Here is a 14,588-nt window from a genome sequence, read left to right as displayed (position 1 = left end):
CTGCAGCAGGTGGATGCCGAAAGCCGAATCTGGTGTGCGTTCCATGATCAGGAAGAGCGACCTTTGGTAGCATCAATTCAGGCGGCGGGCGATCAGCCTTTGGAGCCCTTTCCGGGAAGAAGGGCAAGAAAAAGGCTTGAGAGATCAGGCCGCGGAACGTGGCGGACAAGCGCGGTCGAGATGGTCCCGGTTGAAATGATCGAGGACGAGGTCGTTCAAGGCTTGTTTGTCCAAGGCGAAATCGTTGAGGGTTAGTCCATCGAGCGAGGGATTGGGCGTAGATGCGTCGCCTATCGACTCGGTTGCCAACCGCGTGGGGGTGGAAACGGTCAAAGGGACGACAGAAGGAGCGGCATTGGCCGCTAGCACACGTTCGGCCGGCAGGACGACAATGGCCTCCGTGCCCTCGTGGAGACGGGATTTCAGGCTGAATGTTCCATTGTGCAAGTCGACGAGGCCTTTGACAATTGGCAGGCCGAGACCCGAGCCTTCCAGGGCGTTTTTTTGAGCGAGGGTGCCGCGTCCAAAGGAAGACATCACGATCGGCATTTCCTCTTCAGGAATACCGGGTCCTGAATCGTGGATGGAGACATATTGGCCTCCGTTCGCCGTCCAGCCGATCTTGATCTTGATCCAGCCGCCGGGGGGCGTGAATTTGACCGCATTGGTGAGAAGATTGAGCGCGACCTGCCGCAGCGCGCGTTCATCGGCGCGCAACCGGGGCAGATCGGGTTCCACATGCTCCTCGATCGTGAGACCGCGTTTCTTGGCTTTCAGTGCAAGAAGATGCCGGCAGTCATCGACGACATGTGCGAGGGCCACGCAATCATCCCGGAGTTCCAGATGGCCCGCCTCGATGCGGGAGAGGTCGAGGATTTCATTGATCAAGGTCAAAAGATGCTGGCCACTCGCATGAATGTCGTTCGAGTAATCCTTGTAGGAGGAAATGACATGGGCGCCGAACAATTCGCCCTTCATGACTTCCGAAAATCCGAGAATGGCATTGAGCGGCGTTCGTAATTCATGGCTCATCGTCGCCAGAAAGCGGGATTTGGCGAGATTGGCTTCCTCGGCACGGCGGCGAGCGAGATCACTGTTGACTCGTGCCTGTTCGAGCTCGGTGATCAATTCGTCTTTTTCGTTTTGGATTGTGAGCTTTTCGAGGACGCCAGCGCGGATCTTTTGCGCGGTTACTAAAAAATAGAGCAGCACCGCACTTGCGAGACCCGCGAGAGGCATCGCTTGCTGGCTCACGATCGTGAGACGCGAAATGATCGCGATAGCTGTGGCCATCGGCAGCAGGGGGCCGAAGACGCAGGCGGGGATGGGGGCGGTGAGCCGCAGGTTTGTGGCGCCAATCGCCAAAGCGAAGACGAGGCCGATGGTCAAAGCCGGTTCGCCACCGGCCTCGACGATCAGGCCGATGAACAGACCCCAGACGAGGCCGTGGAGCCCTTCACCGAGCACGAAGCCGGTTTGCCAAGTCTTGAGCTCGCTTGGCGTTGGGCAATGAACGTCTGACGGTGTCAGAAAACGAGTGAGCAGGTGGTAAACGAGCGTGAGGCCCAGGAGATTGAAGCCGAGCCAGCCGGCCACAAGCGCGCCATCGAGCCAGGCAAGGCCGACAGCCGCCAGGAGACAATCCAAACCAGCGAGCAGTGGGAGCGACGCCAAGCGTTTGCGCGCATAGGTCTGAGCCAGCTCCAGGGCGAATGTCTGTTCTCCAGATCCACTTCCAAGGCCAGTTGGAGAACCGGACCTGATGCCGGGATCGGCGATCGAAGGGGCATCGGGCTTGGAAGCGTAGGGCTCATCCGCCTGCTTTGGCTCGCTCCCCTCTTGTCGTGGCTTTCCTTCATCCTGCGGCGCGGCAAAATGATTTGCCGCGAAAGGCCTTTCCCGGAGAGAGTTTGCGACAATTGCACTCATTCTTGAAAAAACCGGCTGATACCATTGCCCACGAGCTGTTGTGACGATGGATGAAAAAAATGAACAAGAAACTCGATATAATACTTTGATTTAATTAAAATAATTCCCATCTCCCTTTTGGCCGTGCGTCTCGACCAGTCATCGTGACCATGGAAAGGACTCTAATCTCTGGACCTGACGCGAGGCCGGATTGCACGACTTTTGTGTGGCGGTGCTTTTTTTGACGAACGGCCCTTTCAGGGACCATGATGACGGATGCCATGCCTTCCCCGGCTCTAATCGATGGATCTTTCGTGAGCGATGAACTGGCGGCCTATGCGGCGTCGATCCGTGCCTGCACGCTTTGCCGCGACCAGCCGCTGAAACTGCCTTTGCCGCATCCGCCGCGCCCAGTGCTGCGGGTTTCCTCAACGGCAAGGCTTTTGATCGCCAGCCAGGCGCCTGGGGTGCGCGTGCATCAGACCGGCCTTTCCTTCAATGATGCTTCGGGCGACCGTTTGCGCGGCTGGATGGGCGTCGGCCGCGATATTTTCTATGATGAAGCGCGGATCGCCATTGTGCCCATGGGTTTTTGCTTTCCGGGTCATGACGCGAAAAAAGGTGATTTGCCTCCAAGACCGGAATGCCGCCAGACTTGGCACGACGGCCTGTTTGGGCTGATGCCGCAAATCGAAATGATTCTGGCGATCGGCCGCTATGCCCAGGACTATCATTTCGCGCGGCTTGGGCGCCCCTTGCCCAAAAATCTGCGGGTGGACGACATCATCCGGCGGGGTGCTGAGCTCTCTCCTGCCTCGCCGCGCATCGTTGCCTTGCCGCATCCCTCCTGGCGTAATAGCGGCTGGCTCAAGCGCAATCCGTGGTTCGAGGAAGAGATTCTTCCTCCCCTTCGAGAAATTGTCGCCAGTCTAATCGGTCCGCCCTGACGACAGGCAAAAGACATGGGCATATTCGGCCCCAGCGCGGATAAGGTTTTTCTTTTCAAACGGCGTCGGAGAGAACTAAGCTATCGCCGTTTACATATTGCAAAAAGAGGAGAACGAGTCGCTTGGCGATTTCTAAACCGATTGTTACATTCGTAGAAAGATAGGCCGCGACAGAGCGCCGCTTCTTCGAAAGGTAGGGGTACGCCCGGTCGAGTGGCATATTGGGAACCAGGCGCCGAATCATGACGGCAAGGACGCGATGCAGACGATTCAAGGTGCCAATGGTAAGAGCCGAACACGAAGCGGCAATGGATTCATGAATCCACCCTTGCCGCTTGGCTCCCTTGCTTCATTGCCGCCGCGTCCGGCGCGGAACCCCATTTATGCCGCACTCGATCTCGGCACCAATAATTGCCGCTTGTTGATCGCGAAGCCGACCTTGAATGCCGCTTGTCAGGGCGGTTTCCGCGTCGTCGATTCCTTCTCCCGCATCGTCCGCCTTGGCGAGGGGCTCTCGCGCACGGGTCAATTGGGACAGGCGGCGATTGATCGGACCTTGGAAGCGCTGGAAATCTGCCGCGACAAGATGGTGGCTCGGGGCGTGACCCGCGCGCGCCTCATTGCGACGGAAGCCTGCCGCTCGGCTGAAAATGGCGCCGCCTTCCTCGAACAGGCGCGGGCTTTGACTGGTCTCGATCTAGAAGTCGTCGATCGTGAGACGGAAGCCCATCTTGCGGCCGCAGGATCGGCCTCGCTCGCCGATGCCTCGGCTGAAGGTGTCCTGCTTTTCGATATAGGCGGTGGATCCTCCGAGGTCGTCTGGCTCGGTCGCGAGCGCGAGAATGCATCGGAAGGCGCCAAGGCTCTCGATGAGAGCCTGCGCGAGCGGGTCCGGTTCTGGACCTCACTCAAGCTCGGCGTGGTGACGCTGGCGGAAAAATTCGGCGGTCTCGACGTGTCCGATCGCACTTTCGAGGCGATGGTCGATTATGTCGGCGAGCAACTGGCCCATTTTGTGGAAAAGGTCGGCACGGAGCATCGCTGCCGCAATTTCCATCTGCTCGGCACATCCGGCACGGTGACGACGATTGCCGGCGTCTATCTTGGCCTTTCCCGTTACGACCGGCGGCGCGTCGATGGCCTGTGGATGACCAGTTACGAAGTCGATCATGCCATCTTGCGCCTGCGCGGCATGAGCTACGATGAACGCGCGGCCAATGGTTGTATCGGTCTCGGCCGCGCTGATCTGGTATTGGCCGGCTGCGCCATTCTCGAGGCGATCCGCCGGGCTTTTCCGGCCGAGCGCGTGCGCATTGCCGACCGTGGTCTGCGCGAAGGCATTTTGATGCAAATGATTAACGCGGACCGGTTGCACGCCGGGACGGAAGGGCGCTAAAGCCTCCTCCATGAACGATGTTTCTTCTTCTGGCCGCGAGGGCGGCCGCTCGCTGAAGACGCGGGTCAAGACTGCACGCAAGCGGTCCTTGTCCTCGACGCTTTGGCTTGAGCGCCAGCTCAACGATCCTTATGTCGCTCGCGCCAAGCGTGAGGGCATGCGCTCGCGCGCCGCCTATAAACTCATCGAAATCGACGAGCGCTATCCCTTTCTGAAACCGGGGCAGAAAGTCGTCGATCTTGGCGCTGCACCCGGTGGCTGGTCGCAAGTCGCTGTGCGCAAAGTCCAGAGCGAGCAGGGGAAAGGGCGCGTCATCGGCATAGACCTTCTGGAAGTTGATCCCATGCCGGGCGCCGAATTCAAGGTCCTGGATTTTCTCGATCCGGCCGCGCCCGAAACGCTCGAACATTGGCTCGGCGCGAAGGCGGATGTCGTCTTGTCGGATATGGCGGCCAATGCGACAGGCCATAAGAAGACCGATCATTTGCGAATCGTCGGCCTGGTGGAATTGGCGGCGGATTTCGCCAGCACGATCCTGGCGCCGGGCGGCAGCTTTCTCGCCAAGGTCTTGCAGGGCGGCACAGAAAATAGCCTGCTCGCAAAGCTGAAACAGGAATTTGCCAGCGTGCGGCATGTGAAGCCGCAAGCGAGCCGCGCCGATTCCTCGGAGCTTTATATGCTCGCCACGGGATTTCGAGGTAAGGCCTCGGCTTGAGCGTCGCAAATAGTCGCTCACTTCATCGATGATGTCGTCACTCTTTGGCTCGCACCACGAGAATCGGGCAGGGAGACTTGCGCATCACGGCCTCGGCGACGCTGCCAACCAAGGTGCGGGTCAGACCTCGCCGGCCATGGCTGCCGACGACGATCAGATCCGCCTCCCATTCCTTAGCCGCCCTGACGATCTCATCGCCTGGAGCTCCCTGGGGGATAAATTGCAGAACATGGCTTTCGGCTGGTAATTTGGCGCGAAAATCCGCCATCAGACGTGCGCCCTCCTGTGCGGCCCGTAGGGCCAATTCAGTGGCTTCAACCCCGGATTCCGGGGTAAAAATCGGGGATGGATCAATGCTATGGACGAGCGCCACTTGGGCTTGAAGGGAGCGGGCCAATCCTATTCCGACATCGGCTGCATGGGCGGCGATCGGATCATCATCCACAGCGATGAGAATTCTTTGGAAGCTCACGTTCGTCCTCCTTTGCCCGAATGCCTTCCGCGAAGAAGCAAGAGATCATAGGAAATTCAGCCCGTGAGAAAGAGGTTCAATCTTCCCTTGCTTGGGTGAGATAGAGAAGGTGTCTTTCTGTTAGAGGTCGTAACGCTAAAGAATTGCCATGGGGAACGGCCCGGGGTTAGCCAGCGCTCTCCGTCTGTGGGCGGCTCGCAAGCTCCGCTCCAGCATCTTGTGGGAGAGTCCGAAAGACGAAAACGGATGCGGCTGAAATCAGACCGACGCCGATAAAACCCCATTTGAAATTATCCAATGTAAAGGGATCGCCCTCTGCCTGGAAAAAGCTCAAACCCTGCAGAATGCCGGCGGCAAATGCGATGCCGATACTGAGGGATAATTGCTGTGCGACTGAGGCAAAGCTCGTCGCCTGGCTCATCCTGTCATGATCGATATCGGCATAGGCAATGGCATTGATGCTGGTGAAGGCCAGCGAGCGGAAAAAACCGCCGGCGAGGAGCAGACTCATCATCGCGAGCATGGGGGTCGAGACGGTGAAAAATCCATAAGAGGTGAGAATGATCGCGCTGAGGATGACATCGTAGATCAGGATGAAGCGAAATCCGAAGCGCCGCAGGATCGGGGTCGCGGTTGTCTTCATCAAAAGCGCGCCGACGGAGGAGATGAAGGTGACCATGCCCGATTGGAACGGGGTCATTCCGAAGCCGATTTGGAGCATCAGGGGCAAAAGGAATGGCAGTGAGCCAATGCCAATGCGAAACAGCGAGCCACCCACAATGCTGGCGCGGAATGTCGGAATGGCGAGGAGTTGCAGATCGATCAGCGGATGGGCGACCCGCTTTGCATGACGAACGTAAAGCGTGAGGCAAAGCCCACCACAGCCGGCGAGCAAGGCGATGGCCAAGGGGGAGACCAGTCCACGCCCCGCGCCGGCAAAGCCGAAGATCAGCATGCCAAGTCCCAGGCCGCACAGCAGGAAACCAGAGCGATCGAGCGGTTTTGCCTCATCTTCGCGGATATTCTCGATGAAGATCATGGCGAGGGTGAAGCCGAGGATGCCGATCGGCACATTGATCCAGAAAATCCACCGCCAGTGGAAATAGGTGGTGATGAAACCACCAACGATTGGCCCCGTCACAGGACCAAGCAGGGCCGGGACCATGAGATAGGACAAAGCCCGGACCAGATCGGCGCGTTCCACGCTGCGCAAGAGAACCAGCCGGCCAACCGGAACCATCATGGCTCCGCCGAGGCCCTGAATGATACGGGCGCCGATGAGTTCCGGCAGGGTGCCGGAAAAGCCGCAGAGAATCGAACCCAGCGTAAAGACGACGATCGCGGCGCAAAAAATCGTGCGGGCGCCGAACCGATCGGCGGCCCAGCCGCTAATCGGAATGAAGACGGCGAGTGAAAGAAGATAGGACGTCATGGCAAGCTTGAGCGCGATCGGATCTTCATGCAGATCGGCGGCGATCGCCGGCAATGCGGTCGAAATGACCGTCGCGTCGAGATTTTCCATGAAGGAAGCGCAGGCCACGATCAGCGCGACGAGGAGATAACGAGGCATGGTTTCAACCGATTGCAGGGGCCAAGCCTGGAATCGCGTCCAAACCATAGACCTCCCCTAGGCCATTTGATGCTTTTTCAACGATTTGAGAGCGTCGGACAGGATTCGATTTAAACGTCCGATATTCTGTACCCGTGCACTACTGCATCCGGCCTTTTTTTGGAATTCATCCTCTAGAGGCAAAAGGGCTATAAAACAAATGGATAACAGAATAGACCCCGTCGATGGTCGCAAGCCTGACCGTCGAGAAATAGGACATGTATCATCCAGAAAAACTCAATCGACGCGCGCTGATGCATCTTCATGTGGGAAAAGTTTGACGCTTTGCTTTACGCTTGGCGTTCAGGCATGCTAAGAGCCCCCGGCAACTCTTGTCGACATATTGATCCCCTCGATCCGCCCGCACCCCAGAGGGAGCGCGGCGGCGTTAGAGGTTTTCCTAGGAGTTGTCTTTTGGCCGCGATCAAGCCACATAATTTTAAGGAAGCCTTCACGTTTGATGATGTGCTTCTGCTGCCTGGCCATTCCCAGGTCATGCCCAATTCCGCCGACCTGCGAACCCGCCTGACCTCACAGATCCAGCTCAATATTCCGATTCTTTCCGCCGCGATGGATACAGTGACGGAAGCGCGGCTCGCCATCGCTTTGGCGCAAGCTGGCGGCATTGGTGTCATCCATCGCAATTTACCGGCGGAGGAACAGGCCGAGGAAGTCCGCAAGGTCAAGCGCTACGAGAGCGGCATGGTGGTCAATCCGATCACTATTTTTCCCGACGAGACCCTGGCAGATGCTTTGGCTCTCATGCGCCGCTATGGCATTTCCGGTATTCCGGTGGTCGAGCGCAGGTCTGGCGGCAAGCCTGGCAAATTATGTGGCATCCTGACCAATCGCGATGTCCGATTCGCCGATAATCCTTTGCAGCCGATCTCGGAATTGATGACCAAGAGCCTGATCACGGTTCGTGAGGGCGTGAGCCAGGACGAAGCGCGCCGGCTCCTGCATCAGCATCGGCTGGAAAAGCTGCTTGTGGTCGATGAGGATTTCCGCTGCGTTGGTCTCATCACCGTCAAGGACATGGAAAAGGCGACGCTTTATCCCCTGGCCTGCAAGGACGGCGAAGGACGGCTGCGCGTTGCTGCCGCCTCGACGGTTGGCGAGAAAGGCTATGATCGGGCCTTGATGCTGATTGATGCTGGTGTTGATTGTCTGGTCGTCGATACGGCGCATGGCCATTCGCAATCCGTGCTCGATCAGGTTGTGCGGTTGAAACGGGCCTCGAACAAGGTTGGGATCGTGGCCGGCAATGTGGCGACTGCTGATGGCGCCAAGGCCCTGATTGACGCGGGCGCTGACGCCATCAAGGTCGGTATTGGTCCGGGCTCGATCTGCACCACCCGCATGGTGGCGGGTGTTGGCGTGCCGCAATTGACCGCGATCATGGATTGTGCCGAGGTGGCTCATGCGGCCAATGTGCCGGTGATCGGCGACGGCGGCATCAAATATTCGGGCGATCTCGCCAAGGCGGTCGCGGCTGGCGCCGATTGCGTCATGATCGGTTCATTGCTCGCCGGCACGGATGAAAGCCCCGGAGAGGTCTATCTCTATCAAGGCCGTTCGTTCAAATCCTACCGTGGCATGGGCTCGGTCGGTGCCATGAGCAATGGTTCGGCGGATCGCTATTTCCAGCAGGACATCAAGGACAGCCAGAAACTGGTGCCGGAAGGCATTGAGGGTCAGGTGCCTTACCGTGGCCCGGCGGGCGCCATTCTGCATCAATTGGCGGGCGGTCTGCGGGCGGCCATGGGTTATGTCGGCGCGGGGACGATTGCCGAATATCAGGCGCGCGCCGAATTCGTACGGATTTCCTCGGCAGGTCTGCGCGAAAGCCATGTGCATGATGTGGCGATCACGCGGGAAAGCCCGAACTATCCGACGGGAATCTGACGCGCCATGACCTTGCAAGCCGTTCTTCTGCCGGTTTTCGTGCAGTTCGGATTGATGACCTTTCTGCTTCTGTGGATGGTCGCCGACCGGCAGAAATTGTTCAAGAGCGGCGCGCTTCGTTTCAAGGATATTGCGCTTGGACAGCAGGAGCCCTTGCCCCTGCTGTCACGACAGATCGGCAATGCCTATAACAATCAGTTCCAGATGCCGGTTCTGTTTCTGGCTCTGGTTCCCCTGGTGATCCTCGCCCGCAAGGCTGATCTCACCTTCGTTGTCCTCGAATGGTGTTTCGTTGTTTCGCGGCTCATGCATGCTTATGTGCATACGACCTCGAATCACGGCACCTCGCGCGGCAATTGGTTTGCCGTTGGCAGTTCCATCCTGTTGTTGATGTGGGCTTTCTTCGCGGTGCGTTTGTTCCTCTCCCCACCCATTGAGATCTGATGATACCTGCCGCCCGTCTGAGCGCCGCGATTGAAATTCTCGCTGACATTGAAACCCGCCGCCGCCCTGCTGCCGATGCCGTAAAAGATTGGGGCCTTGCCCATCGTTTCGCTGGATCGAAGGATCGCGCCGCCATTGCGGGCCTCGTCTATGACGCCTTGCGGCGCAAGGCGTCATCGGCCTGGATCATGGGCGAGGACACTCCCCGCGCGGTTTTGCTTGGGTCCTTGCGGCAGGTGCAAGGCCTGCCTCTGGATGCCGTCGAAGCTTTGTTCAGTGGCGAGGGCCATGCGCCGGCTCTTTTGAGCGATGCGGAAAAGCAGCGCTATCGTGATGGCACTCTCGATGATGCGCCGGCCTCTGTCGCGGGCGACTTCCCGCAATGGCTGGAACCCGCCTTTCAGCGCGTCTTCGGCGCCCTGGCGGCGGCGGAAGGCGAGGCGCTTGCCGCCCGTGCGCCGCTTGATCTGCGCGTCAATCTGCTGAAAGGGGATCGCGCCAAGGCGATCAAAGCCTTGGCCCATCTCAAGCCAGAACCCACACCTTATTCGCCCTTCGGCCTGCGCCTGCCGCTTTTGCCTGATGGCCGCGCCGCGCCGCTTGTGGCCGAGGCGGCTTACGTCAAAGGTCTGGTCGAGGTGCAGGACGAAGGCTCGCAACTCGCCGCGCTTCTCGCCCATGCCAAGCCGGGGGAACAGGTTCTGGACTTATGCGCCGGTGGCGGCGGCAAGACCCTGGCTCTGGCAGCCTTGATGAACAATAAGGGCCAGATTTATGCGAGCGACAATGATGGCCGCAGGCTCGCGCCGATCCATGAAAGGCTCAAACGCGCTGACGTGCGCAATGTGCAGGTGCGCGCGCCGCGCGGCCGTGTGGCAAAGCTCGATGATTTGGAAGGACGCTGCGATCTCGTTTTCGTCGATGCGCCGTGTACAGGCACGGGCACATGGCGGCGCAACCCCGACGCCAAATGGCGGATCAGACCGGGTGCGCTGGAAGAACGGATCAAGCAACAGAATGAAACCCTCGCCACGGCCGCCCGCTATGTAAAGCCGGGCGGGCGGATTGTGTATGCGACCTGCTCGGTCCTGGCCGAAGAGAACGAAGACCGGATTACGGATTTCTTGAAGGAGAACGCCGGTTTTCAAGCAAGGCCAGCGGGAGACATGGCGCGGGAGGCTGGTCTTCCGATGCTGGCCGATTTCGCCTCGACGTTGGGACCGGGTTTGCGGCTGACGCCGAGGACAAGCGGGACCGATGGTTTCTATGTGGTGGAATTGACGCGTGAATAATACCAAAGGTCGTAAAGAACGGCCTTTGGTTCCTTTCTTGAATTTTCGCTTTTACAAAGCGAGAGCGAAAATTCAAGAGCGGTCCAACGGTCTTGATCATGACCGTTGGTATAAAACGGCCTGTTCACGGCGCTCAAGGCAAGCCTAAAAATCTGAATGGCTTGGCTTCCTTGAAATTCTCCGTTGCATTGCCGGAAAAGATGTTGGTCTGCTCCGGGCCGAGGTCGAGCTTGCGCACTTTTCCGGTTTCCGGCGAGAAGTCGATGGTTTTGAGATCGACCCAGAAGACATTGGGCGTCAGCGCCGATTCAAAGAAATAAAGCTTGCGCTTGTGGTCCGCGACGGTGCGCCATCGTGTCGAGGAAATATTGGGCTCCTCGGCCGTGTTCAGTCCATAGGGCACGGATGCGTTGCGAATGACACTGAAGACGCTGGCAATAGTGCGATTGGGCGTCTCATCCTTCGGAATGGCATTGATGTAAAAGGACGCGCGTGCGAAACGGTCGGACGCCCTGTTCGTGCCCGGCAGCATGATTGTGCCGCCAATCTGCTGCCAATAAGAGTCCAATGCCAATTGCTGATCGAACAAAGGCGAATTGGTCATCACCTGATATTTGCGATCGTGATGAATGACCTGCTTGCCGTTGACATATTCGATGATGGCGCTGTCACCCGTCGCATCGGAAATGGAAAGGTGAACGGTCGCAAGGCGCGTCTCTCCTGGAATATCCGCCGTCACCGGCACGAAAGGCTCGCGTGAAAGTGCATCCACGGCCTCGGCCACAGTGGCGAAATTGTCGAGCACATATTGCGCCCAGGCGGCGATAGTGAGCCCCGGCTTGGACGGGTCGAAGGCGGGGTATTGGGACTCGACCAGCCAAAGCAGATTGGCCGAAAGACCTGCCTCATTGAGACCATCCGAGGTCGAGACATCATAGGCGGAGGCGATGACGCTGCCATATTTCGACGTCCAGCGAACAGTCTTCGGCCCCGTCTCGCCATTGCGCTCCATGCCGCGCGGAAAGATCCACAGATTGGTGCCGATATCCGTCTTCCAATCCATGGAACGCGCCGTGACGACTTGGCCATCTTGCCCGAGAAACACCGCCCGTGTACAGGCTTCTGCCAGGGGGGTTGTCATCACCAATGACATGAGGCTGAGCGCGAGCAGGGAGCGGGCGAATGAGTGTTTGGTGTTGCTCATGGGTGGTTTCAGTTTGACGGTGAGATTTGGCTTACCTATATGGCGAAGACCAGTTTGCTGCTTTTCTCTTGTAATAATGAGGATAAAGTATTACTTTTTAAGCCCCGTCGAATATCATGCGAGTAACCCTCTCTTGACATGCTAAAAGTTTGTGGGAAGAGAGAGTATGTATGAAAGAAAGTGGGGTTTGTTCGGGATCTACTATAGCCAATTGACGATCTTCGAAAGGATCTGTTCAACTACCGTTTCGTGTCCCAATGCGGGCATTCTGGATACACCGGCTGATTCCCAAAACTGGCCATTCGTTTATGATCCAAGCTTGTACGATTTGGTAACGATGTCGGGACGCGCGCTCAGAAGGGTAGGCTGTGGCAATAGAAGCAATCCGAATTGGGATGAAGGCGTTGCGTCCGCACAAGGCTGTCTGTGATGCTCAATTTAAAGTTCCGAATATCCTGACCACTGATCCCTTCAACTATGTTGATTTATGGCTTCGTCGCAAACATCACAACGATGCTCTGTTTTATTGGCGGCAGGCCCAAGCCTTTTACCGAGCGTCGCAAAATCTCTCGATCGAATCCGCGCCTTTAGTGCTTTACTATTGCTTTATGAACGCCGCGAAAGCCCTCCTATCTGCTAAAGGGGTGACGTTCAGCCCAGTGCATGGCGTAACAGCACATAATATGCGAGGACCTACGAGTAAGGTACTGCTGAAGAACGAAGGCGTTAAAATCAAAAGCAATGGAATTGTACCGTCTCTTTCAGCTTATTTTGGCGAGGGGGAACGGTCTCTAATACACAGTCTTGAGGACATTCTATACAACCTTGTTTTCATCCATCGAACCTACTGCCTGAGTTACCCAAGCAGCAAGGAGCGGTTCCTCCCATTGAAGAGTGCAGAATTTGTCCGCGATTCCGTAACAGGAGAGGTCTGGTTCAGGGCCAATCCCGTGGACGACGCAGATTGGCGCTTTTTTAAGAAGGTCTTGCCTCAGGAGGTTGCTATAAACGCGAATGACCTCAAGGAGATATCATCCATCGCGAGAATCAATTGGGCTACGAGCAACAATCCAACTGGCCAAGAACTTGATGCACTTCGAGGGTTGAACCGAACTCTCAGGAGGTCCCTCCACTACATTAATGGTGCGCAAACACTGTGGTACCTCAAAACCAAAGGGACCTATGTGATTGATCGCCAGTCAATCACTCTTACTCTAGCAGCCATGCACCGACTAAGCGAAATTTGCCGCTACCGTCCTTCCGAACTTGGGTCGCTTCTGAATGGCCAAAAGCACTGGTTGTTGAGCGAATTTGTTGCGATGTCACGAACCCAATTCTTGGACGAAGTTGCCTGTGAAATGACTGGACATCAGGTCATGATTCCAAACGTCCGTATGCCAGTTTGAGGTCGTCCATAATGAACATTTATGTCGCTTGCGGTCTTACGCATGTGCCCAGAGAAATCTTTGTCTGTTATGTTGCCTTTCTTCACAAGCTTGCCGCCTCTCTTCACTCTCTACCAACAGTAGAAACCGTCAAATATGCCTTGGTCGATAGCGACCCTCAATTAGCCTTCAAGCCGAAAAGCGATCAGGCAGCGCTCTGCTATGATTGGGATCGGCGAATGGTAGAGGAGGCTGACTTAATCGTGGCCGATGCCAGTTTTCCGTCCACAGGTCTCGGGATTGAGCTTCAAATCGCAGAAACCGGCGGCAAGCCAATTATTATGCTGATTGGCGATCACGGAATTAATCGCGTTAAAAGTGCTCATTACAAAAACCCTGACCATAGCGCGCATAGCTTGCAGGTAGGCGAGGGTATCGTTTCATTGATGGCCTTAGGGCTGCCTGCTATCCGCAAGACCCTACTATATTCGGATTTCGACGCAGGCGTCGAGATGGCCGTCGAAGCAGTGAGGCTTTACACTTAACACGACAGCCGGATCGTGTGTTTGTTATCTGTAAATGAGGCCTAAAAGTGGACTGGCCGCCTATGACTAACTTAAGATATTGAAAGACTGTTACCCAAGGTCATCTACAAGTTCATAGCAGAAAATCCCAGAAATTTATCTGTCTCTCTGCTATCTAAGTTGTATCGACGCCACGATCCCCAATCTGTGACAGTCAGCCCAGGTACGCGATCGAGCTTGTAGCGATTCAACGTGACTACAGATACACATTGGTACCTTGCCATAACGCGGTTCGAACAGAATAATCCCGGGAATCAAAAGATTCGTCCCGGCCGCGAGTTCGATTTGTATCCTCTCATCAAGAATCAGCCGATGTTTGCTCAACGCGAAAATAATGACATTCATATTAAGACAAAACATCGATCAATCAGTCGAAAGAAATCGAAGCATCTGGTTCGACTGGCGGTTCATCCGGCAAGCCTTCAGGCAGAAAATCCTCAGCCCCGAGAGCATCGAGCCGCGCTCGCCATGCCTTGGGATCAAATGGAGGCTTCTCCTTCTGTTCCGAGTTTGCTTTTTCGCCACCTGTACCCATGCGCTCCTCATCCTCCTGAACCAAAATCCCATGCCCTTCTAAAAGCTTGCCAAACCCGTCTGAAAACCCTTGACGTCACCCTCCACCCATGCGCATGGTTGACGCATGACGCGCTCGATTATCATTTGTCGCACCATTCTGATCGGCTAGCCCATGCCGGCTAGCCGGGTGCTGGCTGGAGCCGTCCTGTTC

13 protein-coding genes are annotated in these 14,588 nt (G+C 56.7%); 9 read left to right on the top strand and 4 right to left on the bottom strand.

Annotation, left to right across the window (positions count from 1 at the left end; translation table 11 throughout):
• Nucleotides 1-144 precede the first annotated feature (144 nt).
• Nucleotides 145-1,929: a sensor histidine kinase gene (locus BIND_RS09765; protein ID WP_012384910.1), complete on the bottom strand. Its 1,785-nt coding sequence runs from the start codon at nt 1,927-1,929 to the stop codon at nt 145-147.
• A 248-nt stretch (nt 1,930-2,177) separates the two neighbouring features.
• On the opposite strand from BIND_RS09765, the gene BIND_RS09760 reads away from it, so the two are divergent.
• From BIND_RS09760 to BIND_RS09750, 3 genes are all read left to right on the top strand, one after another.
• Nucleotides 2,178-2,855, top strand: coding sequence for a uracil-DNA glycosylase family protein (locus tag BIND_RS09760; RefSeq protein WP_012384909.1), 678 nt, complete (start codon nt 2,178-2,180; stop codon nt 2,853-2,855).
• Nucleotides 2,856-3,114: 259 nt separating this feature from the next.
• On the top strand, nt 3,115-4,251 hold the full coding sequence (locus tag BIND_RS09755) for a Ppx/GppA phosphatase family protein (protein ID WP_012384908.1): 1,137 nt from the start codon (nt 3,115-3,117) through the stop codon (nt 4,249-4,251).
• Between the two features lie 10 nt (nt 4,252-4,261).
• The gene (locus BIND_RS09750; RefSeq protein WP_012384907.1) at nt 4,262-4,966 is read left to right on the top strand and encodes an RlmE family RNA methyltransferase; all 705 of its coding nucleotides are present in this window, start codon (nt 4,262-4,264) and stop codon (nt 4,964-4,966) included.
• Between the two features lie 37 nt (nt 4,967-5,003).
• Here the strand turns inward: BIND_RS09750 and BIND_RS09745 are convergent, their stop codons facing one another.
• Together BIND_RS09745 and BIND_RS09740 are read right to left on the bottom strand one after the other, a co-directional pair.
• Complete coding sequence (locus BIND_RS09745; RefSeq protein WP_012384906.1) at nt 5,004-5,438, bottom strand: universal stress protein; 435 nt, start codon at nt 5,436-5,438, stop codon at nt 5,004-5,006.
• A gap of 166 nt (nt 5,439-5,604) precedes the next feature.
• On the bottom strand, nt 5,605-7,056 hold the full coding sequence (locus tag BIND_RS09740; protein ID WP_012384905.1) for a DHA2 family efflux MFS transporter permease subunit: 1,452 nt from the start codon (nt 7,054-7,056) through the stop codon (nt 5,605-5,607).
• A 405-nt stretch (nt 7,057-7,461) separates the two neighbouring features.
• Here BIND_RS09740 and guaB point away from each other — a divergent pair, with 405 nt between their 5' ends.
• From guaB to BIND_RS09725, 3 genes are read left to right on the top strand one after another with little or no spacing between them, the layout of a single operon-like run.
• Nucleotides 7,462-8,952 (top strand): IMP dehydrogenase, encoded by a 1,491-nt coding sequence (gene guaB / locus BIND_RS09735; RefSeq protein ID WP_012384904.1) that lies wholly within the window; start codon nt 7,462-7,464, stop codon nt 8,950-8,952.
• A 6-nt stretch (nt 8,953-8,958) separates the two neighbouring features.
• Nucleotides 8,959-9,396 carry an MAPEG family protein gene (locus BIND_RS09730; RefSeq protein ID WP_012384903.1) on the top strand — a complete coding sequence of 146 codons (438 nt, stop codon included), beginning with the start codon at nt 8,959-8,961 and terminating at the stop codon, nt 9,394-9,396.
• Nucleotides 9,396-10,688: an RsmB/NOP family class I SAM-dependent RNA methyltransferase gene (locus BIND_RS09725; RefSeq protein WP_012384902.1), complete on the top strand. Its 1,293-nt coding sequence runs from the start codon at nt 9,396-9,398 to the stop codon at nt 10,686-10,688. The genes BIND_RS09730 and BIND_RS09725 overlap by 1 nt, the downstream gene beginning before the upstream one ends.
• Before the next feature lie 133 nt (nt 10,689-10,821).
• Here the strand turns inward: BIND_RS09725 and BIND_RS09720 are convergent, their stop codons facing one another.
• On the bottom strand, nt 10,822-11,841 hold the full coding sequence (locus tag BIND_RS09720) for a linear amide C-N hydrolase (RefSeq protein WP_050764144.1): 1,020 nt from the start codon (nt 11,839-11,841) through the stop codon (nt 10,822-10,824).
• Between the two features lie 419 nt (nt 11,842-12,260).
• On the opposite strand from BIND_RS09720, the gene BIND_RS09715 reads away from it, so the two are divergent.
• From BIND_RS09715 to BIND_RS21620, 3 genes are all read left to right on the top strand, one after another.
• Entirely contained in the window at nt 12,261-13,298 is a 1,038-nt protein-coding gene (locus BIND_RS09715; RefSeq protein WP_050763944.1) for a YaaC family protein, read from the top strand.
• An 11-nt stretch (nt 13,299-13,309) separates the two neighbouring features.
• Nucleotides 13,310-13,822, top strand: a complete 513-nt coding sequence (locus tag BIND_RS09710) for a TIR domain-containing protein (protein WP_012384898.1) — start codon at nt 13,310-13,312, stop codon at nt 13,820-13,822.
• A gap of 231 nt (nt 13,823-14,053) precedes the next feature.
• Nucleotides 14,054-14,560, top strand: coding sequence for a hypothetical protein (locus tag BIND_RS21620; RefSeq protein WP_158304371.1), 507 nt, complete (start codon nt 14,054-14,056; stop codon nt 14,558-14,560).
• The last annotated feature ends 28 nt before the right edge of the window (nt 14,561-14,588 follow it).

It is taken from the genome of Beijerinckia indica subsp. indica ATCC 9039, assembly GCF_000019845.1.
Classification (GTDB): domain Bacteria; phylum Pseudomonadota; class Alphaproteobacteria; order Rhizobiales; family Beijerinckiaceae; genus Beijerinckia; species Beijerinckia indica.
The sequence above is the reverse complement of the archived record's forward strand: the minus strand, read 5'-3'. Positions and strand labels throughout refer to the sequence as shown.

Excerpts from the sequence above, each read along its gene's own strand:
- BIND_RS09710 (WP_012384898.1), top strand. The coding sequence starts at position 13,310 with ATGAACATTTATGTCGCTTGCGGTCTTACGCATGTGCCCAGAGAAATC.
- BIND_RS09725 (WP_012384902.1), top strand. The coding sequence starts at position 9,396 with ATGATACCTGCCGCCCGTCTGAGCGCCGCGATTGAAATTCTCGCTGAC.
- BIND_RS09765 (WP_012384910.1), bottom strand. The coding sequence starts at position 1,929 with ATGAGTGCAATTGTCGCAAACTCTCTCCGGGAAAGGCCTTTCGCGGCA.
- BIND_RS09755 (WP_012384908.1), top strand. The coding sequence starts at position 3,115 with ATGCAGACGATTCAAGGTGCCAATGGTAAGAGCCGAACACGAAGCGGC.
- BIND_RS09750 (WP_012384907.1), top strand. The coding sequence starts at position 4,262 with ATGAACGATGTTTCTTCTTCTGGCCGCGAGGGCGGCCGCTCGCTGAAG.
- BIND_RS09760 (WP_012384909.1), top strand. The coding sequence starts at position 2,178 with ATGACGGATGCCATGCCTTCCCCGGCTCTAATCGATGGATCTTTCGTG.
- BIND_RS09740 (WP_012384905.1), bottom strand. The coding sequence starts at position 7,056 with ATGGTTTGGACGCGATTCCAGGCTTGGCCCCTGCAATCGGTTGAAACC.
- BIND_RS09720 (WP_050764144.1), bottom strand. The coding sequence starts at position 11,841 with ATGTCATTGGTGATGACAACCCCCCTGGCAGAAGCCTGTACACGGGCG.
- BIND_RS09730 (WP_012384903.1), top strand. The coding sequence starts at position 8,959 with ATGACCTTGCAAGCCGTTCTTCTGCCGGTTTTCGTGCAGTTCGGATTG.